21 protein-coding genes and 1 pseudogene are annotated in these 26,073 nt (G+C 63.4%); 20 read left to right on the top strand and 2 right to left on the bottom strand.

Annotated features, from left to right (window positions below):
* The first annotated feature begins 2 nt into the window (after nucleotides 1-2).
* From tssH to SA496_RS09605, 6 genes are all read left to right on the top strand, one after another.
* Nucleotides 3-2,549 carry a type VI secretion system ATPase TssH gene (tssH, locus tag SA496_RS09630; RefSeq protein WP_120651429.1) on the top strand — a complete coding sequence of 849 codons (2,547 nt, stop codon included), beginning with the start codon at nucleotides 3-5 and terminating at the stop codon, nucleotides 2,547-2,549.
* A 329-nt stretch (nucleotides 2,550-2,878) separates the two neighbouring features.
* Nucleotides 2,879-3,061, top strand: coding sequence for a hypothetical protein (locus tag SA496_RS09625; protein WP_120651430.1), 183 nt, complete (start codon nucleotides 2,879-2,881; stop codon nucleotides 3,059-3,061).
* A 69-nt stretch (nucleotides 3,062-3,130) separates the two neighbouring features.
* The gene (locus SA496_RS09620; protein WP_120651431.1) at nucleotides 3,131-3,592 is read left to right on the top strand and encodes a hypothetical protein; all 462 of its coding nucleotides are present in this window, start codon (nucleotides 3,131-3,133) and stop codon (nucleotides 3,590-3,592) included.
* A gap of 35 nt (nucleotides 3,593-3,627) precedes the next feature.
* Nucleotides 3,628-4,458, top strand: coding sequence for an endonuclease/exonuclease/phosphatase family protein (locus tag SA496_RS09615; protein WP_120651432.1), 831 nt, complete (start codon nucleotides 3,628-3,630; stop codon nucleotides 4,456-4,458).
* Between the two features lie 18 nt (nucleotides 4,459-4,476).
* Complete coding sequence (tssI, locus tag SA496_RS09610; protein ID WP_330115334.1) at nucleotides 4,477-6,459, top strand: type VI secretion system Vgr family protein; 1,983 nt, start codon at nucleotides 4,477-4,479, stop codon at nucleotides 6,457-6,459.
* Between the two features lie 2 nt (nucleotides 6,460-6,461).
* On the top strand, nucleotides 6,462-7,007 hold the full coding sequence (locus SA496_RS09605) for a toxin-antitoxin system YwqK family antitoxin (RefSeq protein WP_120651434.1): 546 nt from the start codon (nucleotides 6,462-6,464) through the stop codon (nucleotides 7,005-7,007).
* A gap of 354 nt (nucleotides 7,008-7,361) precedes the next feature.
* Here the strand turns inward: SA496_RS09605 and SA496_RS09600 are convergent, their stop codons facing one another.
* Complete coding sequence (locus tag SA496_RS09600) at nucleotides 7,362-7,757, bottom strand: DUF4280 domain-containing protein (protein ID WP_330115333.1); 396 nt, start codon at nucleotides 7,755-7,757, stop codon at nucleotides 7,362-7,364.
* A gap of 413 nt (nucleotides 7,758-8,170) precedes the next feature.
* Between SA496_RS09600 and paaA the strand changes: the two genes are divergently transcribed.
* The 13 genes and pseudogenes from paaA (at nucleotide 8,171) to SA496_RS09540 (ending at nucleotide 22,688) form a co-directional block, all read left to right on the top strand.
* Nucleotides 8,171-9,163 carry a 1,2-phenylacetyl-CoA epoxidase subunit PaaA gene (gene paaA, locus SA496_RS09595; RefSeq protein ID WP_120651436.1) on the top strand — a complete coding sequence of 331 codons (993 nt, stop codon included), beginning with the start codon at nucleotides 8,171-8,173 and terminating at the stop codon, nucleotides 9,161-9,163.
* Between the two features lie 22 nt (nucleotides 9,164-9,185).
* Nucleotides 9,186-9,467 (top strand): 1,2-phenylacetyl-CoA epoxidase subunit PaaB, encoded by a 282-nt coding sequence (gene paaB / locus SA496_RS09590; RefSeq protein ID WP_016493150.1) that lies wholly within the window; start codon nucleotides 9,186-9,188, stop codon nucleotides 9,465-9,467.
* Between the two features lie 10 nt (nucleotides 9,468-9,477).
* Complete coding sequence (paaC, locus tag SA496_RS09585; RefSeq protein WP_330115332.1) at nucleotides 9,478-10,239, top strand: 1,2-phenylacetyl-CoA epoxidase subunit PaaC; 762 nt, start codon at nucleotides 9,478-9,480, stop codon at nucleotides 10,237-10,239.
* Complete coding sequence (gene paaD / locus SA496_RS09580; protein ID WP_330115331.1) at nucleotides 10,226-10,759, top strand: 1,2-phenylacetyl-CoA epoxidase subunit PaaD; 534 nt, start codon at nucleotides 10,226-10,228, stop codon at nucleotides 10,757-10,759. Before paaC ends, paaD begins: the two co-directional genes overlap by 14 nt.
* Nucleotides 10,760-10,785: 26 nt before the next feature.
* A complete protein-coding gene (gene paaE / locus SA496_RS09575) occupies nucleotides 10,786-11,862 on the top strand; it encodes a 1,2-phenylacetyl-CoA epoxidase subunit PaaE (protein WP_330115330.1) in 1,077 nt (358 codons plus the stop codon).
* A 178-nt stretch (nucleotides 11,863-12,040) separates the two neighbouring features.
* On the top strand, nucleotides 12,041-12,349 hold the full coding sequence (locus SA496_RS09570) for a DUF485 domain-containing protein (RefSeq protein ID WP_120651440.1): 309 nt from the start codon (nucleotides 12,041-12,043) through the stop codon (nucleotides 12,347-12,349).
* On the top strand, nucleotides 12,346-13,992 hold the full coding sequence (locus SA496_RS09565) for a cation acetate symporter (RefSeq protein WP_280359738.1): 1,647 nt from the start codon (nucleotides 12,346-12,348) through the stop codon (nucleotides 13,990-13,992). Before SA496_RS09570 ends, SA496_RS09565 begins: the two co-directional genes overlap by 4 nt.
* Nucleotides 13,993-14,025: 33 nt before the next feature.
* A complete protein-coding gene (locus SA496_RS09560) occupies nucleotides 14,026-15,261 on the top strand; it encodes an OprD family porin (protein WP_330115329.1) in 1,236 nt (411 codons plus the stop codon).
* 122 nt (nucleotides 15,262-15,383) lie between these two features.
* Nucleotides 15,384-17,444 carry a phenylacetic acid degradation bifunctional protein PaaZ gene (gene paaZ, locus SA496_RS09555; RefSeq protein ID WP_330115328.1) on the top strand — a complete coding sequence of 687 codons (2,061 nt, stop codon included), beginning with the start codon at nucleotides 15,384-15,386 and terminating at the stop codon, nucleotides 17,442-17,444.
* A 316-nt stretch (nucleotides 17,445-17,760) separates the two neighbouring features.
* Nucleotides 17,761-19,086: a hypothetical protein gene (locus SA496_RS09550; RefSeq protein WP_330115327.1), complete on the top strand. Its 1,326-nt coding sequence runs from the start codon at nucleotides 17,761-17,763 to the stop codon at nucleotides 19,084-19,086.
* Between the two features lie 47 nt (nucleotides 19,087-19,133).
* A pseudogene (locus SA496_RS29150) lies at nucleotides 19,134-20,420 on the top strand (HAMP domain-containing protein); the annotation flags it as partial.
* A gap of 102 nt (nucleotides 20,421-20,522) precedes the next feature.
* Complete coding sequence (locus SA496_RS29145) at nucleotides 20,523-21,278, top strand: methyl-accepting chemotaxis protein (RefSeq protein ID WP_372240549.1); 756 nt, start codon at nucleotides 20,523-20,525, stop codon at nucleotides 21,276-21,278.
* A 180-nt stretch (nucleotides 21,279-21,458) separates the two neighbouring features.
* Nucleotides 21,459-22,688, top strand: coding sequence for a DUF3422 domain-containing protein (locus SA496_RS09540; RefSeq protein WP_153920296.1), 1,230 nt, complete (start codon nucleotides 21,459-21,461; stop codon nucleotides 22,686-22,688).
* Nucleotides 22,689-23,152: 464 nt separating this feature from the next.
* Here SA496_RS09540 and SA496_RS09535 read toward each other — a convergent pair whose 3' ends face one another.
* Entirely contained in the window at nucleotides 23,153-23,863 is a 711-nt protein-coding gene (locus tag SA496_RS09535) for a lipoyl protein ligase domain-containing protein (protein WP_330115325.1), read from the bottom strand.
* A 322-nt stretch (nucleotides 23,864-24,185) separates the two neighbouring features.
* Here SA496_RS09535 and SA496_RS09530 point away from each other — a divergent pair, with 322 nt between their 5' ends.
* Nucleotides 24,186-26,060, top strand: a complete 1,875-nt coding sequence (locus tag SA496_RS09530) for a multicopper oxidase family protein (protein ID WP_120651449.1) — start codon at nucleotides 24,186-24,188, stop codon at nucleotides 26,058-26,060.
* The last annotated feature ends 13 nt before the right edge of the window (nucleotides 26,061-26,073 follow it).

Here is a 26,073-nt window from a genome sequence, read left to right as displayed (position 1 = left end):
CCATGGAACTCGGCAGCCTGATCGGACGCCTCAACGCGGAAAGTCGCCGGGCCCTGGAACGGGCTGCACAGCGCTGCCTGCAACGTACCCACCACTACGTGGAAATCGAGCACCTGCTGCTGGAGCTGCTGGATATCGAAGGTGGCGACCTGGCCTGCCTGCTGCCGCGTTTCGGCCTGGAGCGCGACACGCTCGCCTCGGAGATCAACCAGGCGCTGGAACTGTTCAAGGCCGGCAATACCCGCACCCCGGCGCTCTCCGCGCAGACCATCGGCGTGCTCGAGGATGCCGTGGTGCATGCCAGCGTGCTGGGCCAACAGAGCATCCGCTCCGGCCTGCTCCTGCTCGCCCTGCTCGACCGCGACGAACGCCGCACCCTGCTGCTCAACAGTGCCTCGTCACTGCTGCGTATTCCGCGCGAAGCCTTGCGCAGCAACCTGCTGGAATGGACCCAGCCCTCCCGCGAGCAACCCGCCGCCGCCCAGGCCGCCAAGGGAAAGCCCGCCCAGCCAGGCGCCCAGGACTCCATCCTCGACCAGTACACCCAGGACCTCACCGCCGATGCCCATGCCGGGCGCATCGATCCCATCGTCGGACGCGACAGCGAGATCCGCCAGAGCATCGACATTCTCCTGCGCCGCCGGCAGAACAACCCGATCCTCGTGGGCGCCCCCGGCGTGGGCAAGACGGCTGTCGTCGAAGGGCTGGCCCTGCGCATTGCCGCCGGCGACGTGCCGCCACCCTTGCAGGACGTCAGCCTGCGGGTGCTCGACCTCGGCCTGCTGCAAGCTGGCGCTGGCGTCAAAGGCGAGTTCGAACAGCGCCTGAAAGGTGTGATCGACGGTGTACGCAATGCTGACAAGCCAGTCATCCTGTTCATCGACGAGGCCCATACCCTGATTGGCGCCGGCGCCGCCGAAGGCCAGAGCGACGCCGCCAACCTGCTCAAGCCGGCCCTGGCCCGTGGGGAACTGCGCACCCTGGCCGCCACCACCTGGCTGGAGTACAAGAAGTACTTCGAGAAGGACCCGGCCCTGGCCCGACGCTTCCAATTGGTGCAAGTGGAAGAGCCGGACGAGACCACGGCCGTGGAAATGCTCCGGGGAGTCGCCGCCAAGCTGGAACAGCACCACGGCGTGCAGGTACTGGATGCCGCCATTCACGACGCAGTGAAGCTTTCCCATCGCTACATCTCGGGTCGACAGCTGCCGGACAAGGCCATCAGCGTGCTCGACACCGCCTGCGCCCGCGTCGCCCTCGGCCAGCACGATGTGCCTCCGCCGCTGGAAAGCCTGCGCCACCGTGAGCAATCCCTGGAAGAAGAGCTGCAACGCCTGCGTCGCGAACAGGCCACCGGCCTCGACCACCGCGAGCGCATTACCGCACTGGAAACTGAATCGCGCGGCAACCTCGTCGCCATCCGCGAGCTGGAAACCCGCTGGGGCGAGGAACGTGAAGCCGTGCGCGAATTGCTGGACGCCCGCCGGGAACTGCTCGCCCTCAGCGACAGCGTCGACACCAGCAAGCCCAACGAAGAATTGGATGACCGTATCGACCACCTGGCCGCCGAACTGGCGCGCCTGGAAGCTGGCCTCGATGCCATTCGCCAGGACGACCCGCTGGTGCCGGAGCAAGTCGATTCCAAGACCGTGGCTTCGGTCATCGCCGGCTGGACCGGCATCCCTATCGGCAAGATGCTCGCCGACGAAGCCCACGCCGTGCGTACCTTGGGCCAGCGCATGGCGCAACGGGTCATGGGCCAGGAAGCTGCCCTCGCCACCATTGCCCAACGCATCCAGGCCTACCGAGCCGGCCTTACCGACCCGGCCAAACCGGTGGGCGTGTTCCTGCTGGTGGGCCCCACCGGCGTCGGCAAGACCGAGACCGCCTACGCCCTGGCCGATGCCCTCTACGGCGGTGAGCGCAACCTCATCAGCATCAACCTCTCCGAGTATCAGGAAGCCCACACCGTCAGCCAGCTCAAGGGCGCCCCGCCCGGCTACGTCGGCTACGGCTCCGGCGGCGTACTGACCGAAGCCGTGCGCCGCCGACCTTACTCGGTGGTGTTGCTGGACGAGATCGAAAAGGCTCACCCGGATGTGCTGGAAGCCTTCTACAACGTCTTCGACAAGGGCGTGATGGAAGACGGAACCGGCCTGGTGGTGGACTTCAAGAACACCGTGATGCTCGCCACCAGCAACGTCGGTGCCGAACTGGTCCTCGACACCCCGCTCGACCAGCTCGCGGGCGACGCTTTCAACGAACGCCTGCGCAAGGTCCTGCTGCAAGCCTTCCGCCCCGCCTTCCTCGCCCGCATGACCGTGGTGCCGTACCGCCCGCTGGACGAGGCGACCCTGGAAGGCATCGTCGTTGCCAAGCTGGAGAAACTTCAGGGTCGCTACAAGGCCGCCACCGGCAAGCAGTTCGACTTCGACCCGGCCATCGTCAAGGCGGTACTCGCCAAGTGCAGCTCGGCGGGAGCGCGGGATATCGAGAACGTACTGATGGCGCAGGTGACGGGGAAATTGGCGGAGTGGGTGTTGGAATGACGGTCTGAATCAGGAGGTGATATATGCCAGTCGCACATGTAAGTGCCGCCGTGGGGACAGCCCATCGAGATATCGTCCGGGAACTTGCAACGGCCTGCATTCTGCAGTTCCAGAGCATCAGGGGACCGGGAAATGGCGTCGGAAACGGGTCCTGCTGCGCAAGCGTCAGATTGACCGCCCCGGGGCCGTGGGGCGCTCCCGATTACCGATTCGGGCAAAGTCAGGCACATCTCCTGGACGCGGACGCAATCAATGTCGGCGGTCTGTTCAATCCCCAACACCATGCAGAAAGACAGGCGCATGCCGCCGGGAATCTTGCTGGTGGATACGTGCCGCATCTGTTCGTCGAACTCCCTCCTTGTGGTGGCCACAACGGCTGTGCCAACTGGTGCGCGGCCAACATCACCAATGTGAACGTCTGGTACCTGTACGCCAATACGCAGGCCATGGTCGCTGCCCATAGCGCTGGCAACTTCGCGCAGTTCGCGGCCCTGAACCAGGCCCTGCCATAAGAAGCTGCGGCCGGAACGCCCCGAAGCCAAGCAAGTGCCTGCGCACGACTACAAAGAAGGAACATTCAGATGGCGAACGCAGAAGTCTATGCAAAATGGAGTGGCCAGGCCGATGGCAATCGGCGCTCCGGAGGCTGGAGCGGGCCGCACGGCAGTGCCAGTGCTTCAGGCGCAGGTGGAATAGTTGCACTGAACCAACATGCTGAGCGCCTGGCATGGAAAGCCGCATGGCCCTCACGAATCCGTGCGCATATCCAACAAACCATCGGAAATTTTCCGAACCAGACATATCAGATAAAGATCTGGGTTGATCAACAGGTATGCCCAACCTGCCAGAAGTGGATGGTCATCGACGTCATCGGCCATCTGAAGCTTCTCCAGCAGTCATATCCCACCCTGAAAGTCGAGCTGTATGCCGAGGTGCTTTTCGCAGGCGTCACGAGAAAAGTACGCGTACAACGAACAACGGTCTGGCCAATCGAAATCGGCAATCAGAGCACCTACCAGAACCTGCCCGTTATTTATAACTGACAGAAAAAGCCGATGATCCGCCGGGGCTGACCTACATGAACATCATGAGTTGGAACATCAAGCAATTTAACTACAACCCCCAAAAGGACAAGTCCGAGCAACTGGCTCGCATGGTTCAGATAGCGGAAATCGTTTCGAGCCGGAACATCGACATCCTGACCGTCCTTGAAGTACGTCCGTCCGTAAAGAGCCCGATATTCGGCGAGTCCTATGACGATAGTCAGGGAGCGCTTGCGATTGCTCAGTTGAAGGAAATCCTGGGAGAGCAGTGGCAGTACAGCTTGTCTGGCGGGAATGCATACAAGGAAAGCAACAAGGGTGAACTGTATGCGTTTCTATGGCGTTCCGACCGGGCAGTGCCCTTGAGTGAGCCATCACTTACCAACACCAATGCACAGCAGAAGATCCTGCCGTTCAAGAACCGTGTGCCGGCCATGATGCTGTTCGGGGAGAACGGCACAGAGAACATCGTCGCCGTGATGGTCTACCACGCACCCAACCCGAGCGAAATGAGCGACAAGGAAATTGGCTACATAAAGCAACTTGCCCATGTTCAAGAGTTTCCGACGGTACTCTGCGGCGACTTCAACATGAACACCCACGATGTATTCACCATCTTGCAGCCGGAATTCAATCTGGCGGTCACCAATGAAACCAGCCTGAGGGTCAAGCCTACCGGCACTGACAATCCCTATGACGCCATTTTCTATCACGGCCTGACACTGCAGTCCGCTGGTGGGGATAACCTGCTGACGACGGTACAGAACGCTCTGGACATGACTATCAGTACGACCCAGGAGATAAAGTCCATCAAGCACTACACATCGGACCACGCGCCGGTATGGGCGCAGTTTTCCCTCACCTGACGAGAACACGGCCACTAAATGGATTTCACAATTACGGTCGGAGGGATCGACAATTTCACGGCTGATCTCTGTTCAGGCTCAGAGAATCTGCAGGACTTTTTCGGCCTGACACTGTTCGGTCACAGCGCCACCCCTGTAACCCTTTCCAGCACCATCGCCACCCACCTCACCACCACCCTCCACATCGACGCCAAGCAACGCCCCCTCGACGCCCTGGTGGCTGAAATCCACCAGCTCCCCGCCGACGCCACCGCCGAGCGATACCAACTGGTGCTGCGCCCCTGGCTCTGGTGGTTGACCCTGGCCAGCAATAATCGTGTGTTCCAGAACAAGACCACCAGCGACATCGTCACCGGCATCTTCACGGCCCACGGTTTCACCGATTTCAAGCTGTCCCTCAGCGGCAGTTACAGCCCGCGCGAGTATTGCGTGCAGTACGGCGAAACCGATTTCGCCTTCGTCTCGCGGCTACTGGAGGAGGAAGGCATCTTCTGGTTCTTCACCCACGAGGACGGCAAACACACCCTGGTGCTCGGTGACAGCAACGACGCCTTTGCGCAGATACCCAACGGGCCGACCGTGCCCTATCTGGGCCAGGGGATCGGCGTGCGCGAACTGCATGGAGTGCGCTCCGGGCAGCTATGCCTGCAAGCGGTGGCCGGGATCTACAGCGCCACCGACTACGAGTTCACCACCCCCACGACTTCGCTCTATAGCCAGGCCGAAGCGGTGGCAGGACCGCGATCGATTTACGAACATCCGGGCGGCTATACCGCCAAGGCCCGAGGCGACGCGCTGTCCAAGCAGCGGGTGGATGAGCTGCGTAGCCAGGAGAAGCGCTTCATCGGCGAGAGCGACTGCCGCTGGCTGGTGCCGGGACACTGGTTCACCTTGAGCGGGCACGACGATACGTCGCTCAACATCGACTGGGTGGTGACTTCGGTGACCCACGAGGCCAGCCACGAGCATTACCGCAATCGCTTCGAAGCCATTCCCAAGGCCAACCACTACCGCCCCCCGCGTGCCACGCCCAAGCCGCGGATGCATACGCAGACGGCGGTGGTGGTGGGCAAGAGCGGCGAGGAAATCTGGACCGACCAGTATGGCCGCATCAAGATCCAGTTCCCCTGGGACCGCGATGGCAAGAATGATGAAACCTCTTCCTGCTGGGTGCGGGTGGTGCTGCCCTGGAGTGGCAAGGGCTTCGGCATGCAGTTCATCCCGCGTATCGGGCAGGAAGTGATCGTCACTTTCATCGATGGCGACCCGGACCGCCCACTGGTGACCGGCTGCGTCTACAACGGCGACAACACCCTTCCCTATGCCCTGCCGGACAACCAGACCCAGTCCGGCATCAAGACCAACTCCTCCAAGGGCGGCGGCGGTTTCAACGAATTGCGCTTCGAAGACAAGAAGGATGCCGAGGAGGTGTTCCTCCAGGCGCAGAAGGACATGAAGGTGAATGTGCTCAACGACAGCAAAGCCACCATCGGCCATGACGAAACCCTCACGGTGCAGAACGCCCGCACCCGGACGGTGAAGGAAGGCGACGAGACCATCACCCTGGAGAAGGGCAAGCGCAGCGTCACCATCCAGACCGGTAGCGACACCCTGGATGTGAAGGACAGTCGCACTGTGAAGGTTGGTGCCGACCAGACCCACAGCACAGGCGGCAATTACAGCCACAAGGTGACTGGCAACTACGAACTTACGGTAGACGGCAACCTGACCATCAAGGTCAGCGGCACGCTCACCTTGCAGAGCGGCGGCAGCCTGACCATCAAGAGCGATGCCGACCTCGCCGCACAGGCCGGGACCTCCATCACCCAGAAGGCCGGCACGTCCCTGACCAACCAGGCGGGCACGTCGTTGGACAACAAGGCCGGCACGACCTTGACCAACGACGCCGGCATCAGCCTGACCAACAAGGCCAGCGCCGAGCAGACGGTAGACGGCGGCGGCATGCTGACCATCAAAGGCGGTCTGGTGAAGGTGAACTGAGCATGGCGCAATCCGGCAAGCTCGACCTCATCCGTGGCGACAGCCGTATGCAGGGCAATCTGCAGGACGGTGGCCTGGAAGGGCCAGTGCGTATCGAGGAGGCCGGTCGCCCCCAGGCGCAGCTCGGCTACAGCCAGGGCGAGCTGAACGGCCCGAGCACCCTCTTCCACCCCAACGGCAGGGTTTCGGCGCAGATGCCCTACCTGCGCGGCAAGCTGCATGGCGTGGCGACCTTCCATGCGCCAGAAGGCTGGCTGCAACGCAAGGTGAGCTATCGCCACGGGCTGATGCATGGCGAAGCCACTAGCTATTACCCGGATGGCAGCGTTGCGGAGATCGAACAGTATCGCGATGGCGTACGCGACGGTCCTTACCAGCGCTTCCACGGTAATGGCCAAGTGGCCCTGCGTAGTCGCTACCTGAAAGGCCAGATGCTGGAACCGGGTCAATCCTTCGCCGAAGACGGCCGGCCGCTGGACGCCGATGGCAAGCCCATATCGCGGCTGCTCTGGTGGTGGAAGCGCTGGACCGAACCCGCCGAAGCCTGACGCCCATCCCTGTAAGAGCGAGCTTGCTCGCGAACCGGTCCAGCCATTCGCCGGCAAGCCGGCTCCTACATGCACCTGCCACAGCCTGTAGGAGCGAGCTTGCTCGCGAACCAGACCAGCCATTCGCCGGCCAGCCGGCTCCTACATGCACCTGCCACAGCCTGTAGGAGCGAGCTTGCTCGCGAACCGGGCCGACCATTCGCCGGCAAGCCGGCTCCTACATGCACCTGCCACAGCCTGTAGGAGCGAGCTTGCTCGCGAACCAGGCCGACCATTCGCCGGCAAGCCGGCTCCTACATGCACCTGCCACAGCCTGTAGGAGCGAGCTTGCTCGCGAACCGGGCTCGCGCCGGCTTAGGGAATCAGCATCTGCACCTGGCCAGGCATCTGGATCTTGATCACCCCCGCCCAGCTACACATCAGCGTGCTGTTGGCATCCAGCGCCGGCATGTTGCCCAGCAGCACGGTCGGTGCGCCGCCCGGAATCCAGGGCGCCGCCGTGGCCGGTATGCAGGGCATCGGGGTCAATACGCCAAGAGCGGCGGCGGTGGCGGCGGCCACGGTGGGATTGGCCAGGCTCTGACACATACCGAAGGTAGGGATGTTCACCAGCGGGATGTGATCCGTGATGTTCGCCGCCGGCATTCCGCCCGTCATAGTCCGGTTCACCGGCAGAACATTCAGCACCGTCGGCGCCACGCCAAAACTGCATTGCAGCGTCGCACCGCTGCACACCTGCGGACATCCCATGTTCCACCCTCCTCCGTTCGTCGCCTGAAACTCTAGACGACCCTCTCGATTGTCGCCCGGCGCAACAACCAATCACATTACAACCAACAGCTAGATCCTTCCTGTATCACATCACTTGATACAGGATCGCACCTCGTCCTTGTGGGAGCGAATTCATTCGCGATTATCGGCCGCACGCGCTCTGGAATGGGACTCCAGCCCATTATCACTGACCTATCGCGAATGAACTCGCCCCCACAGATAACGCATCGCTGCCAGGCGGCTTATGCCTGAAGCCCACCCTTGTCCTTCCGCGAAGCGATACAAAAACCATATTCGATACACGTTTTAGTGTTTGATATTTGTTTTCGTATCATTTAAAAATAGCGCCATGGCCAAGCCACCCCACGAACCCTGCATGGCTGGAGAACGGCATGTACGCACAATTGGTTGAGACCGGCGTGAAGCGCGTGAAAGCGCTGGAGGAGATGTCCCCCGAAGAACGCGCCTTCCAGGAGAAGATCGACGCGGAGATCAAGATCGAGGCGAAGAACTGGATGCCGGACGCTTACCGGCAGACCCTGATCCGCCAGATTTCCCAGCACGCCCACTCCGAGATAGTCGGCATGCTGCCCGAAGGCAACTGGGTGACGCGCGCCCCGACCCTGAAGCGCAAGCTGCAACTGATGGCCAAGATCCAGGACGAAGCCGGCCACGGCCTCTACCTGTACAGCGCCATGGAAACCCTGGGTGCCGACCGCGACGCGGAAATCGCCAAGCTGCACAGCGGCAAGGCCAAGTACTCCAGCATCTTCAATTACCCGACCCTGAGCTGGGCCGATATGGGCGCCGTGGGCTGGCTGGTGGATGGCGCCGCCATCGTCAACCAGGTGGTGCTGCAGCGGACCTCTTACGGCCCCTACTCACGCGCCATGATCCGCATCTGCAAGGAAGAGTCCTTCCACCAGCGCCAGGGCTACGAAATCCTCCTGCACATGATGCGTCACGGCACCCAGGCCCAGAAGGACATGGTCCAGGACGCCATCAACCGCCTCTGGTGGCCGTCGCTGATGATGTTCGGCCCGAGCGACGCCGACTCCCCCAACAGCGCCCAGTCCATGGCCTGGAAGATCAAGCGCCAGAGCAACGACGAGCTGCGCCAGCGCTTCATCGACCAGACCGTGCCGCAACTGGAACTGCTCGGCTGCACCGCCCCGGACCCGCACCTGAAGTGGAACGAGGAACGCGGTCACTACGACTTTGGCGACATCCAGTGGGAAGAGTTCTACGAAGTGCTCAAGGGTAATGGCCCGTGCAACGTCGAACGCGTCGCCACCCGCCGCAAGGCCATAGAAGACGGCGCCTGGGTCCGCGAAGCCGCAGTTGCCCACGCCCGCAAACAACAACAGAAACGCGACGCAGCCTGAGTCGTCTCGAGGAGAAGAACAAATGTCCGAGTGGACCCTTTTTGAAGTCTTCGTGCGCAGCAAGCACGGCCTGAACCACAAACACGTCGGCAGCGTGCATGCCGCCGATGCGCGCATGGCCATCGAGAACGCCCGCGAGCTGTACACCCGCCGCAACGAAGGCGTGAGCCTCTGGGTGGTGCCGTCCGCGCTGATCACCGCCTCCTCGCCGGACGAGAAAGAGCCGCTGTTCGACCCGTCCCAGGACAAGGTCTACCGCCACGCCAGCTTCTACGAACTGCCGGCCGAAGTCGGCCACATGTGAGGCCGCTGCCATGACCGAACGCGAAGACCTCATCCAATACCTGCTGCGCCTCGGCGACAGCGCCCTGATCCAGGGCCAGCGCCTGTGCGAATGGTGCGGCCACGCCCCGGCACTGGAAGAAGAGCTGGCGCTGATGAACGTCGGCCTTGACCTGGTGGGCCAGGCTCGCAACTGGCTGGATTACGCTGCGGAGCTGCTGGACGACGGCCGTGACGCCGACCACCTGGCCTTCCGCCGCGACGAGCGCGCCTACCGCAACCTGCTGCTGGTGGAACAGCCAAACGGCGACTATGCCGTGACCATCACCAAGCAGTTCTTCTATGACGCCTGGCACTTCCAGGTCCTGCATGGCCTCTCGCAGTCCAGCGACGAGCGGGTCGCCGGCATCGCCGCCAAGGCACTGAAGGAAGTCACCTATCACCTGCGCCGCTCCAGCGAATGGGTCGAACGCCTGGGCGACGGCACCGAGGAAAGCCACGAGCGCATGCTGGCGGCCATCGGTGACATCTGGCGCTTCACCGTCGAACTGGTGAACGGCGACGACGTGGAGCAGCGCCTGTTCGAGGCTGGTATCGCGCCGAACCCGGCTGAGATCGCCGCAGCCTGGAAGTCCAAGGTTGCCGACATCTTCGCCAGCGCCACCCTGCCCCTGCCGGAGCCGGCCAGCTATTTCTACCTGTCCGGTCGCAAGGGCCTGCACACCGAGCACCTCGGCCTGCTGCTGGCAGAAATGCAAATACTCCAGCGGACCTACCCCGATGCGTCCTGGTGAGCTGATCGCCAGCGACCGTGGTGCCAGGGCCGGCGCGCCAGATGATCTGGCGCACGCCTGGTCGGTACTGGGCGAGGTGATGGACCCGGAAGTGCCGGTGGTCAGCGTGGTCGACCTCGGCATCGTCCGCGGCCTCGACTGGCAGGACGGCCACCTGCATGTGGTCGTCACCCCGACCTACTCCGGCTGCCCTGCAACCGAGGTGATCGAGCAGGACATCGAGCAGGCTCTGGAAGGTGCCGGTTTTTCCGCACCGAAGCTGGAGCGTCGCCTGACGCCTGCCTGGACCACCGACTGGATAAGCACTGACGGCCGCGAGCGCCTGCGTGCCTATGGCATTGCGCCACCGGCCGGCAGCACCAGCAAGCGCAGCCTGATGGGCGACGCCGGTGATGTCTGCTGCCCGCAGTGCGATAGCGCCCACACCGAGTTGCTCAGCCAGTTCGGCTCCACCGCGTGCAAGGCCTTGTATCGCTGCATCGATTGCCGCGAGCCCTTCGACTATTTCAAGTGCATCTGAGTGGCTTGCCACCGGAGACGACCAAGATGAGCAAGTTCCACAGCCTGACGATCAAAGAAGTCCGCCCGGAAACCCGCGATGCGGTCTCCATCGCCTTCGATATTCCCGCCGACCTGACCGAGGCGTTCCGCTTCACCCAGGGCCAGCATCTGGTGATGCGCACCCAGATGGACGGCGAGGAAGTGCGCCGTTCCTACTCCATTTGCACTGGCGTCAACGACGGCGAGCTGCGGGTGGCGATCAAGCGTGTGGCCGGCGGCCGTTTCTCCGCCTTTGCCAATGAAAGCCTGAAAGCCGGCCACAGCCTGGAAGTGATGCCGCCCTCCGGCCACTTCTTCGTCGAGCTGGAGGCCGCGCGCCACGGCAACTACCTGGCAGTGGCGGCCGGCAGCGGCATCACGCCGATCCTGTCGATCATCAAGACCACCCTGGAAAGCGAGCCGAACAGCCGCTTCACGCTGATCTACGGCAACCGTTCCAGCGCTTCCGCTCTGTTCCGCGAGCAGCTGGAAGACCTGAAGAACAGCTACCTGCAGCGTCTCAACCTGATCTTCGTGTTCAGCCGCGAGCAGCAGGACGTGGACCTCTACAACGGCAGGATCGACGCCGACAAATGCGGCCAGCTGTTCTCCCGCTGGATCGACGTCAAGGCCCTGGATGCTGCCTTCATCTGCGGCCCCCAGGCCATGACCGAGACGGTGCGTGACCAGCTCAAGGCCAACGGCATGCCCACCGAGCGCATCCACTTCGAGCTGTTCGCCGCTGCTGGCAGCAACGCCAAACGCGAAGCCCGTGAAGCCGCCCGCACCACCGACAGTGCTGTCAGCCAGGTCACCGTCATCGCCGATGGCCGTGAAATGACCTTCGAACTGTCGCGCAACAGCGTCAGCGTGCTCGACGCCGGCAACGCCCAGGGTATGGAACTGCCCTACTCCTGCAAGGCCGGCGTGTGCTCCACCTGCAAGTGCAAGGTGGTCGAGGGTGAGGTGGAGATGGACAGCAACTTCGCCCTGGAGGACTACGAAGTGGCCGCTGGTTACGTGTTGTCCTGCCAGACCTTCCCGATCAGCGAAAAAGTAGTCCTCGACTTCGACCAGCTGTAAGCAACACCCGTAGGAGCGAGCTTGCTCGCGAAGCTGTTTGGCAGAAACCGTTCGCCAGCAAGCTGGCTCCTACAAAAAAACTAGAAAGGCAGCACCCGCGTTACCCCGTTCAACACAAGCAGCCTTGCCGTCGGCCGTTGAATGGGCGCCTCGACAATCACAAAAAGAGAAAGCAACCATGACCCCGCAAGACCTCGATCGCATCCGGGAGAACCCGGACTTCATCCAGCTGGTCCGCCGCAAGCAGCGCCTGACCTGGTCCCTGACCGCTGCCATGCTGGTGATCTACTACGGCTTCGTGCTGCTGGTGGCCTTCGCACCCGGCGTGCTCGGCCAGTCCCTCAATGGCGGCGTTACCAGCGTGGGTATGCTGGTGGGCGTGGTCATCATTCTGCTTTCCTTCGCGCTCACAGGCATCTATGTGAAGCGCACCAACAGCGTCCTCGACCCGCTGAACGACAAGCTCAAGCAGGAGTGCGGCCAATGAAAGCGCTCGCCTCCCTGCTGCTCATTGCCGGCCTCGCGGCCTCCCAAGGCGCCTTTGCAGCCGACGCCGCAGCCCGCCCGCTGAACTGGAACGCCATCTACATGTTCCTGGCGTTCGTGCTCTTCACTCTCGGCATCACCCGCTGGGCCGCCCTGCGCACCCGCTCGGCCGCCGACTTCTACACCGCCGGAGGCGGCCTCACCGGTTTCCAGAACGGCCTGGCCATCGCTGGCGACATGATCAGCGCGGCATCGTTCCTCGGCATCTCCGCCATGATGTTCATGAACGGCTACGACGGCCTGTTGTACGCCCTGGGCGTGCTCGCCGGATGGCCGATCATCCTGTTCCTGATCGCCGAACGCCTGCGCAACCTCGGTAAGTACACCTTCGCCGACGTGGTGTCCTATCGCCTTGAGCAAAGCCCGATTCGCATCACCGCAGCCTTCGGCACCCTGACCGTGGCGCTGATGTACCTGGTGGCGCAGATGGTCGGCGCCGGCAAGCTGATCGAGTTGCTGTTCGGTCTTTCGTACTCCCAGGCAGTGATGCTGGTGGGCGTGCTGATGGTCTGCTACGTGACCTTCGGCGGCATGCTGGCCACCACCTGGGTTCAGATCATCAAGGCCGTGTTGCTGCTCTCCGGCACCACCTTCATGGCCTTCATGGTGCTCAAGCACTTCGGCTTCAGCACCGAAGCCATGTTCTCCGCCGCCGCCTCGGTCCATGCCAAGGGCACGGCCATCATGGCGCCGGGCGGGTTGCTGTCGAACCCCATCGACGCCATTTCCCTGGGGCTGGGCATGATGTTCGGCACCGCCGGCCTGCCGCACATCCTGATGCGCTTCTTCACAGTGAGCGACGCCAAGGAAGCCCGCAAATCGGTGTTCTACGCCACCGGTTTCATCGGCTACTTCTACCTGCTGCTGATCGTGGTCGGCTTCGGTTCCATCGTCATGGTCGGTACAAATCCCGAGTTCCGCGACGCAGCTGGCACCATAATCGGCGGCGGCAACATGGTAGCCGTGCACCTGTCCCACGCCGTCGGCGGCAGCCTGTTCCTCGGCTTCATCTCCGCCGTGGGCTTCGCCACCATCCTGGCGGTGGTTGCCGGACTGGCCCTTTCCGGCGCCTCGGCGGTTTCCCACGACCTGTACGCCTGCGTTATCCGCAAGGGCAAGGCCAGCGAGCGTGAAGAAATGCGCGTGTCGCGCATCGCCACCCTCTGCATTGGCGTTCTGGCGGTAATCCTCGGCCTGCTGTTCGAATCGCAGAACATCGCCTTCCTCTCCGGCCTGGTGCTGGCCATCGCCGCCTCGGTCAACTTCCCGGTGCTGTTCCTCTCCATGTTCTGGAAAGGCCTGACCACCCGTGGCGCCGTTGCCGGCAGCGTGGCTGGCCTGATGTCCGCCATCGTCCTGCTGGTGCTGAGCCCCGCTGTCTGGGTCAACGTGCTGCATCACGACAAGGCGTTGTTCCCGTATTCCAACCCGGCGCTGTTCTCCATGGGCCTGGCCTTCTTCAGTGCCTGGCTGCTCTCGGTGACCGATGCCTCCGAGCGCGCCAAGGAAGAACGTGGTCGTTACCTGGCCCAGTTCATCCGCTCCATGACCGGTATCGGCGCAGCCGCCGCCAGCCGCCACTGAGCCCTGAACAACCGGACGATGGATACAAGAACAATGACCCAAAGCCGTACCACTGCGCCGCTCCTTGCGGCGCTCACCCTGCCCTTTGCCACCTCGGCGCTGGCGGGTTTCATCGAAGACAGCAAGGGCAGCCTGGAGCTGCGCAACCACTACATCAATCGCGACTTCCGCCAGGACGGTGCCGCACAGTCCAAGGCCGAAGAATGGAGCCAGGGCTTTACCGCGCGCCTCGAATCCGGCTTCACCGAGGGCACGGTCGGCGTCGGCCTCGATGCCATCGGCGAACTGGGTGTGAAACTGGATTCCAGCCGCGACCGACGCGGCACTGGCTTGCTGCCGTTCGACCCGGTAACGAAAGAGCCGGTGGATGATTACAGCGAGCTGGGTCTGACCGCCAAGCTGCGCGCTTCGAAAAGCGTGTTGCGCCTGGGCACCCTGCAGCCGCTGCTGCCGGTGGCCACCTATAACGACACCCGCCTGCTTTCCTCCACCTTCCAGGGCGGCATGCTGACCAGCCAGGAGCTGGCCGGCCTGACCTTCAACAGCGGCCGCCTGACCCGTACCAACCTGCGCGACTCCTCCGGCCGCGACGACATCGGCTTTGGTGCCGCCACCAGCGACGCCTTCGACTTCGCCGGCGGCAGCTACGCCATCAACCCGCAACTGGCGCTCAGCTACTACTACGGCCTGCTGGACGATATCTATCGCCAGCAGTTCGTCGGCCTGGTGCACACCATGCCATTGCCAGGCGGCGTCAACCTGAAGAGCGACATCCGCTACTTCGACAGCCGCGGCGATGGCGTAGAGCGCGCCGGTGAAATCGACAACCGCAACTTCAATGGCATGTTCAGCCTGGGCAAGGGCGCCCACCGGATCAGTGCAGCCTTCCAGCGCATGTCCGGCGACAGCGCCTTCCCCTTCCTCAATGGCGGCGACCCGTATGTGGTCAACCTGGTGACCTTCAACACCTTCACCCGCGCCGAGGAAGATGCCTGGCAACTGCGTTACGACTACGACTTCGCCGCTCTCGGCATCCCGGGGCTGACGTTCATGACCCGCTATGTCGACGGCAGCAACGTCAAGACCGCGACCGGCGACGACGGTGAGGAATGGGAACGCGACAGCGACCTCGCCTACGTCATCCAGAGCGGCCCTGCGAAGGGCCTCAGCCTGCGCTGGCGCAATGTCACCTTCAGGTCCGGCAATGGCCTGACCACCGATATCGATGAAAACCGCCTGATCCTCGGCTACACCCTGGCCCTCTGGTAAGGCACCCGAAACCGTAGGAGCGAGCTTGCTCGCGGATAGCTGCGATTCGCGAGCAAGCTCGCTCCTGCAAACGAAACCCACATCGGAGCCCATCGCTCCGTCCCCCTCACGGAGAAATCCTCATGAGTAACGCCCCCACGCTGCAAAGCTTCATCGGCGGTCGCTGGATCGGCCAGCAAGGCGCCCAGGCACTGCGCAGTGCCATCGACGGCAGCACGATCGCCCGCGCCCACGAGGAATCCCTGGACTTCTCCGAAGCCATCGAACATGGCCGCAAACGCGGTATCGCCAGCCTCATGGCCCTCGATTTCCAACAGCGCGCGGCGCGCCTCAAGGCCCTGGCGCTGTACCTGACCGAGCACAAGGAACAGCTCTACGCGCTGTCGCGCCACAGCGGCGCTACCCGTGCCGACAGCTGGATCGACATCGAGGGTGGGGCCTCCACCCTGTTCAGCTACGCCGGTGTCGGCGCTCGCGAACTGCCGTCCGGCAACATCGTCCATGAAGGCCCGGCAATGCCGCTGGGCAAGCAGGGCACCTTCGCCGGCACCCACATCCTGGTGCCGCGCGGCGGCCTGGCCGTGCACATCAACGCATTCAACTTCCCGATCTGGGGAATGCTGGAGAAGTTCGCCCCGAGCTTCCTCGCCGGCATGCCCTGCATCGTCAAACCCGCTACCGCCACCAGCTACCTGACCGAAGCCGCCGTGCGCCTGATGAATGAATCCGGCTTGCTTCCCGAAGGCAGCCTGCAGCTGATCATTGGCAGCACCGGCGACTTGCTGGACCGCCTGCAAGGCCAGGACGTGGTGACCTTCACCGGCTCGGCCGACACCGCCGCCAAGCTGCGCGTGAATGCCAACCTGATTCGCAACTCCATCCCCTTCAATGCCGAAGCGGACTCGCTCAACTGCGCCATCCTCGCTCCGGAAATCACCCCTGACGATCCGGAGTTCGACCTCTTCGTCAAGGAAGTCGCCCGCGAGATGACGGTGAAGGCTGGCCAGAAGTGCACCGCCATTCGCCGTGCCATCGTCCCCGCCAAGCACATCGACGCCGTAGCCGAGCGTCTGCGCGAGCGTCTGTCCAAGGTCGTGATCGGCGACCCCGCCGTAGAGGGCGTGAAGATGGGCGCGCTGGCGTCCCATGCCCAGCAGGCCGACGTGGCCGAGCGCCTGGACGCCCTGCTGGCCAGCAGCGACTTGCTGTTCGGTGCCCGCGACGGCTTCGCCCCGCGCGGTGAAGGCGTGAACGAAGGCGCCTTCTTCGCGCCCACCCTGCTGCGCGCTCGTGATCCGCACGCCGAAGGCGGCGCCCACGACATCGAGGCGTTCGGCCCGGTGAGCACCCTGATGGCCTACGACGACATCGACGAAGCCATCGCCCTGGCCGCCCGTGGCAAGGGCAGCCTGGTGGCCAGCCTGGTCACCAAGGACCCACTCGTCGCGGCCCGCGTGGTGCCGCAAGCCGCCGCCTTGCACGGTCGCCTGCACATCCTCGACCGCGAATCCGCCGCCGAATCCACCGGCCACGGTTCGCCGCTGCCGGTGCTCAAGCACGGCGGTCCCGGCCGCGCCGGTGGTGGCGAGGAACTGGGCGGCCTGCGCGCAGTGAAGCACTACCTGCAACGCGCCGCCGTCCAGGGTTCGCCCACCATGCTGGCCGCCGTCACCGGCGAATACGTACGTGGCGCCAAGGTGGTCGAAACCGAAGTACACCCGTTCCGTCGCTACTTCGATGAACTGCAAATCGGCGAATCCCTGCTGACCCACCGTCGCACCGTCACCGAAGCCGACATCGTCAACTTCGGCTGCCTGTCGGGCGACCACTTCTACATGCACTTCGACGAGCTGGCCGCCAAGGAATCCCAGTTCGGCAAGCGCATCGCCCACGGCTATTTCGTGCTCTCCGCCGCCGCCGGCCTGTTCGTCTCCCCGGCCCCTGGCCCGGTGCTGGCCAACTACGGTTTGGACAGCCTGCGCTTCATCACCCCGGTGGGCATCGGCGACACCATCCAGGCGCGCCTGACCTGCAAGCGCAAGATCGACCAGGGCAAGAAGAGCCCCAAGGGCGAGCCGCAAGGCGTGGTGGCGTGGGATGTGGAAGTCACCAACCAGAACGGCGAGCTGGTGGCCAGCTACGACATCCTGACCCTGGTGCTGAAGCGCCCGGATGCTGCATGAACCGAGTCGCTGCGTGAGTTTACGACCGGCCTTAGGGCCGGTTTTTTTTGCCTGCTCGGACGATTCGCTTTCTGCAGGGGCGATTTCAATCGCCAAGCGGACCGCAGGTCCGCCAGTCCAAGCCAGCGGGGCAGCTGCGCCGCCCTTGGCGAATGAATTCGCCCCCACAACAAGCGCCACGCCGGCGGTCCACGCCGATTCTGGCACGCAGCCTCAAGCCCTTGGCAAGCAGGCACAAGGCCAGTGCACGGCAACTCCTTAGTATCCGGTCGCAGAAACGCTCCGCTGCCAATACCAAGAAGAAGGAAGCCTTGCCATGTCCCGGTCAAACCTGTTCCGACTTTCCACCCTGGCGCTGCTGGTGGGTGCCGCTACCCAGGCGGGTGCCTATGAGCTCTACGCCGACGAAGACACTCACCTGAACGCCACCCTGGAGGCCGTGTACGGCTTCTTCCACAGCCAGGAAAACTACGCCATCGCTGGCTCGAAGAGCGAGGGGTCGTCGTCCTGGCGCGAGGGCTATGCCAAGTACGGCATCAGCTTCGACCAGGGTCTGGCAGGGGCCGGCACCAGCTATGGCGCCTTCAACATGCTCAGCTCCGGCACCTGGGGTGACGGCGACGCGGCTGGCTTCACTGATGGCTCCGAGCGCACCACCAAGATCGAAGATGCCTATCTCGGCTGGCGCTCCGGCCTGTTGTTCGAGGCTCTGGGCGAAGACGGTGTGGACTTCTCCTTCGGCCGCCAGAACATCATGATCGGCGACGGTTTCCTCATCAATGGCGATGCCCTCAACCTCGGCAAGGGCCTTGCCGACGGCGAATTCAACCGTGGCGGCGCGTACTGGCTGGCGGCACGCAAGGCATTCGACCAGACCGCCATACTGCGTCTCGGCGGCAAGGATGGCCTGCGCGGCGACCTGATGTGGCTCAAGTCCGACAACCGCGCCCAGGCCAAGCCCGAACTGCTGGTGGGCAACCTGGAGCACGTATCCGAGGCCGGTACCCTGGGCCTGACCGCCATCGATATCCGCGATATCGATGAAGAGTTCGCCTCGCCCTTCCAGGCCGAACGCGACGGCATGAAGACCTACAGCGTGCGCGGCCAGGGCAATGCCGGCGTAGAGAACCTGTTCCTCTCCGGCGAGTACGCCTGGCAGGACAAGAAGAACGTCGACGACGAGGACGCCTGGTACCTGGAAGCCGGCTGGACCTTCTCCGATGTGGCCTGGAGCCCGAGCGTGAACTACCGCTACAGCCGCTTCTCGGAAGGTTACGACCCACTGTTCACCGGCTTCAGCCGTGGCTACGGCACCTGGTTCCAGGGCGAGGTGGCGGGTAACTATGCCGGCCCGTTCAACTCCAACACCCAGGTTCATCACGTTGCCTTCAAGGTGACGCCGCTGGAGAACCTGAGCCTTGGCGCGCTGTGGTTCGACTTCAACACCCTGGACCGCGACCTCGGCAACTTCGATGGCCGCGAGGTGGACCTCTACGCCGAATGGGCGGTGACTGAAAACCTGATCGTCATGCCGGTGGTCGGCCTCTACAAGCCTGACCGCAGCGCGGACGAAGGCGGCACTCAGCTCGGCGGCAACGACAGCAACCTCTACAGCCAACTGGTGTTTGTCACCATCTTCTGAACCAATCCGGGGCGGCAGCGCCCCGGTTTCCCCAGGCGACCGCGCCCATGACCAGCCCCAGCCTCAGCATCCAAAGCAAGATCACCCTGCTAGCGAGCCTCTGCCTGATCCTGGTGGTGGGGCTGCTGGTCGGCCTGTCGCTCTACCAGACTCGCGCCAGCACCGAGCGGGTCAAGGATTCCAGCGGGCGCATGTTGGCCGAGGCGGCACGCCTCAATCTGCAGGCCCAGGGCAAGGTCCAGGCCCTGCAGATCCAGCGCAGCTTCACCCGCACCCACGAATATGGCCTCGGCCTGGCGCGACACCTGCTTTACCTGCGCGAGCGTGCCACCCGTGGCGAGATCAGCGCAGAAACGCTGCGCGCCGAACTGGCCGGTGAACTGCGCAAGGCCGTCGAGCAACGCCCCGAGCTGCTCGGCCTGTTCCTGATTTTCCAGCCCGATGCACTGGATGGTCGCGACGCCGAATTCCACGGCCGCAATGAGCTGGGCAGCAACGATGCCGGTCGCTTCGCGTTGTACTGGCTGCAAGCGAAACCGGGCGAGCTGCAAGCCGTACCGGGCGATGAGAAACTGCTGGCGGATACCTCCCCCGGCCCCAGCGGCGCACCCTTCAACGCTTTCTTCACCTGCCCGCGCGACAGTGGGCAGCTGTGCTTGCTGGAGCCGTACTTCGACGAGTCCTCGGGCGCCCGCAGACTGGTCACCAGCATTGCTTTCCCGTTGCTGGAGAATGGCAAGGTGCTGGCCGTGATCGGTCTCGACATCAGCCTCGACAGCCTGCAACTGGATGCAGCGGCCAGCAGTCGCGAGCTCTACGAGGGCAACGGCCACGTCAGCATCGTCAGCCCGTTGGGCGTGGTTGCCGGCCATAGCGAGGATGCAAGCCAACTCGGCAAGCGTCTGCAGGCAGTGCTGCCGGACCAGGCCACCGAAGTCCTGGATTTCCTCGGCCGCAGCAAGCCCCACGCGTTCATCGACAAGGGGCAGATCAGCGTGCTCGAGCCCCTCTCCCCCATCGCCGGCGCCAAGCCGTGGGGCGTGTTGCTGGGCGTGCCGCAGCGGGTGCTGCTGGCTCCCGCCGAAGCGCTGAAAGTGCAGATGGATGACGAGCGCCTGCAAAGCTCGGCGCTGGAGTTCATCCTCGGCTCAGTGGCAGCCCTGCTGGGGGTCGCCATGATCTGGCTGGCCGCCCGCGGCGTGACCCGCCCGCTGCTGCGCCTGGCTGGCATGCTGGAGGACATCGCTGAAGGTGAAGGTGACCTCACCCGCCGCCTGACCTACGCCCGGCGTGACGAATTGGGTCGCCTGGCGCTCGCCTTCAATCGCTTCCTCGACAAGCTGCAACCGGTGATCGCCAAGGTCCAGGGTTCGGTTCGCGACGCCCGCGACACCGCCGACCAGTCCGCACTTATCGCCCGCCAGACAAGCGAAGGCATGCAGCAGCAGTTCCGCGAGATCGACCAGGTGGCCACCGCCCTTCACGAGATGTCCGCCACGGCCAATGCATCGGCACAAAGCGCGGCCCAGGCCGCCGATGCCGCGCGCAACGCCGACCAGGCCAGCCGTGAGGGCCTGGAGGTGATCACCCGCACCACCAGCGCCATTCACGCCCAGGCGCGGGACATGAGCGAGGCCATGGCTCAGCTCCAGACGCTGGCCCAGAGCAGCGAGCAGATCGGCTCGGTGCTGGAGGTGATCCTCTCCATCGCCGGGCAGACCAACCTGCTCGCCTTGAATGCCGCCATCGAGGCGGCACGTGCCGGTGACGCCGGGCGCGGTTTCGCCGTGGTGGCCGATGAGGTGCGCAGCCTGGCGCGACGCACCCAGGACTCCGTGGAAGAGATCCGCCAGGTGATCGACAACCTGCAGAACGGCACCCGTGACGTAACCCAAGCGATGCAGGGCAGCCACGGCCTGGCCCAGGAGAACGTAAGCCAGGTGCAGCAGGCAGTGACCGCGTTGGAGCGCATCAGCGACGCCGTCAACCTGATCACCGAGATGAACCTGCAGATCGCCAGTGCCGCCGAAGAACAAAGCAGCGTCGCAGATGAGATCAATCGCAACGTCGAGGCCATCCGCGACGTGACCGAATCGCTGTCCGGCCAGGCCGAGCAGTCGGCCCAGGTCAGTCGCCAGCTCAACGAACTGGCCAACCATCAGCAGGGGCTGATGCAGCAGTTTCGCGCCTAGGGGTCCACAAGACTCAGGAGCGTCATCAGGCGGCTTCGCCGCCACTCCCCGTCGCCACCGGCCTGAAGGGTTACCCGCCCCGACTGGTCGGTGGCTCCTGTCACAACTTCTGCGCGGGTGTGACCGCGCCATAGCCGGGCCGCGTCATGGAAGAAAACCTCCCTGCACGCAGAAGTCTCCATGCACCCACTTCGCAAAGCCCTGCATAACGAGTTGCACTCGCGGCCGTCGATCTATTTTCGTGATCCGGCCAACGTCTATCACTTCGCCTTCGCCGACGCCGAGGACGTCTGCGACGCCCTGGTCGAGCACCTGAACCAGACTGCCGATGCTTCACTGGCCACCAATGGCTCCCAGGGTTTGCTGCGACTGGGCGAAGACACCCTGAAATGGGAACGCCATACCGAGTTCTTCACCCTCACCCTGGTGGTGCCACGCAAGGCGGGCGACGACTTCTGGCCGGCCCTGCCGGCAGCGCTGGAGAGCCTGGTGGCCGACTACCGCCATCTGCTGATCAACGCCGACCAGGTGCTGGTGGAGTCGGAGACGAACTGGGCGGGCGACACCTCCGCCTATGGGTTCAAGGACCCATCAGGCTCCACCTTGGGCGGCGGCGATGCCATCGCCTGGTCGGACTTCCGCCTGAGCGAAGACGGCGTGAACCGCATCCTGCTGGTCAACCGCCGGCTCAACGCCTATCGCCTGGGCCGGATGATCCGCCGCCTGCTGGAAATCGAGACCTATCGAATGATGGCTTCGCTCACCCTGCCGGTGGCCCAGGCGGTGAGCGGGCAGTTGAAAGAATACGACAAGGAACTGGCCAGGCTTTCCGACCGTAACGCCGAGAGCAAGGGCAGCGCCAAGGAGCTGTCGACGGATATTGCCGCCCTCTCCGCCCGTATCGTGCGCAGCACCGCCCGGACCCGCCAGCGCTTCAGCGCCACGGAGGCCTACGCGCAGATCGTCTTCGAGCGCATCAACGAGCTCCGTGAATCCCATATCGATGATTGCCAGCGCCTGGGGGTGTTCATCGAACGACGCTTCCGCCCCACCGTGCGCTACTGCGCCGCCACCGACCAGCGCCTGGTACGCCTGGGCCAGAGCGTGGCCAACCTCGGCGACCTGCTGCAGGCACGCGTCCAGGTGGAAGTGGAAGAACAGAACTCGGAGATCCTGCGCAGCCTGAACGCCCGCGCCGATACCCAGATCAAGATCCAGAAAGCGGTGGAAGGCCTGTCGATCATCGCCATCAGCTACTACCTGCTGAGCCTGTTCAAGCTGTTCTACGGCGGCTTGCACACGCTCGGCCTGGATATGTCACCGAAGGCGGCGATCCTTGTGATGACACCGGTCGTGGCGTTGATACTCGGCGTGATAGTCCTGCGGATCAGGAAGGCGAAGGGGCATTGACCCCGTTGACGAAGGTCACCGCAGAGCTGTAGGGGCGATTTCAATCGCCAAGGGTGGCGAAGCTGCCCCCTGCAAGTCCGATGGGCAGACCTGCGGCCTGCTTGGCGAATGAATTCGTCCCTACAAATGTGTACCGACGCCTCGGTACATCCACCAGCGGACCTCGGAACGGGCACCTGTGGTGGATCGGTGAAGCGTGATCCACCCACACATCAAGGCCGATTTCGGCGGCCGCAGAAATCGCAGTCAAAAAAAGACCCGGCAAATTGCCGGGTCAATAACCGTGATTAGCCTGATGAGGAGATAATCTGATGAGTCCGAAACTGGGCTTGTCAGCTTATCCAGCTGGCCGCGAGGCCAGTGGCTGTAATAATAATGATTCTCATTTTTCAGTCAAGCGATAGTCGCTACCGAATGTGAATTACTTCTATTTGACGACAAGCGGCCTCCGCTCCCCTTTCTGCTCACTCCAGATCCAGGCCTGCCTCGGCCAGCGTTCGGCGATAGCAATCACGCAGTGAATCCAGGTGGCTCCATACCTGCCCCGCGCACTCGTCCAGGGCGATATGGCTTCCGGCGCGGCAGCGATTTTCCAGCTCGCAGCCCTGATAGAAGGCATTCACCACCTCGACCATGGGCTCGCGCTGGTTTTCCATCAGCACCGCGGCGTGCGCCAATACCACATGACGACCATCGTCGCGCCGGCGTCGCCAGCGCTGGGCGGTGCCGACCAGCTTGCGCGATTCCAGGGTGACGTTGTAACGGCCGTCACAGAAAGCGCCATCCACCTCACCCAGCCCGCCTTCGAGTCCCATGCCGGCCAGCCAGTCGAGCATCGGCTGGCAGAGCCGCAGGTAGGCGTTCTCGATCCTGGTCAGCTCGCTCTCACGGGGTGGCAAGGCATAGACAAGCGCCACATTGAGCACCGCCGGTGATTGCGGCACGGGCTCGCCACCGCTGTCGCGCAACGCGACCGGCCAGCCCAGCGACTGGCAATCAGCCCCGGCGGCGGCGAATCCGGCCAGTCGGCTCATGCGCTGCGGCATCACCAACGCTGCCTCCCGTGGTCGCCACAGGAGCAACCCGCATTCCCCTTCCCCTTGCTGGATGCGCTCCAGCAGCCGGCGTTCCTCGTCCAACCCTTCGGCTACCGCGTAGCGTGGAACCTGGTGCATCTCTCCTCCCACAAGTGTCAACTTTCCACCAGCAACCAAGCGCCAAGGCTTTGCCGCTCTAAGTCACTAATACATTTGTACTTTTATACCGTTCGTATCCGTACTTCAGCCGCCAGTCCGCCAGAGGCGGTTTTCACCCAGATGAATGATGGCACCGCGGAATTGCCTCCTCTAAGTTTGTTTCAACCTGTTTCATAAGCGCGATACAAGCTTCGACCGGCAATCACTACAGAGCCAACAAGGCCGACCGGTACGAGGTGCTTCTGAGGCGGACAGAGCGATCGAAAGTTCACCGTCAATCAAGCTGTGGAGGACCGCAGCCGTGAATATCTCTCGCTTGCTGTTCAGGGGCACTCCGCTTGTCGCCAGCAATGTCACAGGTGACAGCAACCAACAACCACTCGCCAACACCAACCGCCGTTCATTCCTCAAATGGTCCGCAGCCGCCAGCGCCCTGCCCTTGCTCCTTACCGAACGTGACAGTCACGCCAAGGACAGCGACACCTCCGATGTCGCCAGCCCGAAGACCACTCCGTGGAAGGAATTCCTGCCCAACCAGATGAGTCCGCTGAACCCGGTCAGCGTGCTGCATGGAGCGGACGGCGTGCAGGTGGTTCCGCCTTCCGTCACCGCCGACGCCGAGCACGGGGAATGTGGCCGCAAACCACACCAGCGCTATGACCAACTGGGCATCGATCCGACGATGTATGAAATCAACGTGGTGGAGCGCCCGTGGAAGGCGCACCCGGACCTGCCGGAAACCAAGGTCTGGAGCTACCGCGCCGCCGACTCCACCCCGGATAGCTTCAGCCCGATCATCTTCGCCCGCTATGGTCAGCCGGTACTCTGCCGCTTCCACTGCAAGTTGCCCAAGGACCATGTCGGCGTCGGCGTCCCGTACATCTCGGTGCACCTGCACAATCTGCACTGCCCTTCGGAAAGTGACGGTTTTCCCGGTGATTTCTTCAGTGCCCAGAAGCAGGGCCTGACCATGGACTTCAAGGGCGAGTACAAGGACCACTTCTACCCCAACGTATACGCCGGCCTGGACGAGATGCAGAACGGCATCGGCGACTACCGCGAAGCGCTCGGCACGTTGTGGTTCCACGACCACACCTGGCAAGCCACCTCGCAGAACGTGGTGCGCGGGATGTTCGGCTTCTACGTCATCTTCGACCACCTGGACTCCGGCAACGAGAAAGACCCGAGCCCGGAAGCGCTGCGCCTGCCTAGCTATCCGTACGACTACATGCTGAGCTTCAACGACATGCGCTTCGATTCGAAGGGTCAGCTCGTCTTCGACCGTTTCAGTCCGGACGGCACGCTGGGCGACAAGATCCTGGTCAACGGCAAGATCGAGCCAGTGCTGCGCGTCGCGCGGCGCAAGTACCGACTGCGCCTGCTCAACGCCGGCCCGTCGCGCTTCTACGAGTTCTACCTGAACGACAGCAAGGGCAAGGCGCAGACCTTCACCTACATCGCCAATGACGGCAACCTGCTGCCCGCGCCCATCCGCAACATGGGCAAGGTTCATCTGGGCGTCGCCGAGCGCGCGGACCTGGTGGTGGATTTCTCCAAGTACCCCGTCGGCACCGAGCTGTTCCTTACCAACCGCCTGATCCAGGACACCACCAAGGGACCGGACAAGGTAGACGGTTCCGGCACCAAGGTGCTCAAGCTGCTGGTGGACCGTGACCCGCCGGAGCAGGACCTGAGCCAGGTGCCTGATGTCCTGCGGCCGCTACGCCCACTGTGCGACGAGGAAATCGAACGGGCCAAGGTGCGCCGCTGGGTGTTCGACCGCAAGGGCGGCGAATGGGCGGTCAATGGCAAGCCGGAGAATATCCTCGACACCAGCGCCAAGATCGACAAGGGCGAGTGCGAGATCTGGGAGCTGGTCAACGAAAGTGGCGGCTGGCAGCACCCGGTGCATATTCACTTCGAGGAAGGTCGCATCCTCAGCAAGACGGTCAACGGTGTGCCGGTGGCCATTCCGGAACACGAGCGAGGACGCAAGGACGTCTATGTGCTCGGCAAGAACGAGGCGGTTCGGGTGTTCCTGCGCTTCCGCGACTTCACCGGCAAGTACGTCATGCACTGCCACAACGTGATCCACGAGGACCACGGCATGATGATGCGCTGGGACATCGAGGACGACACGCCGCCCGAACCGCCAGCCGGGTGCAACGTCAGCTGAGCCATAGCCAACC

The organism is Pseudomonas sp. JS3066, assembly GCF_036328175.1.
GTDB lineage: Bacteria > Pseudomonadota > Gammaproteobacteria > Pseudomonadales > Pseudomonadaceae > Metapseudomonas.
This window is presented reverse-complemented; position numbering and strand designations above follow the sequence as displayed.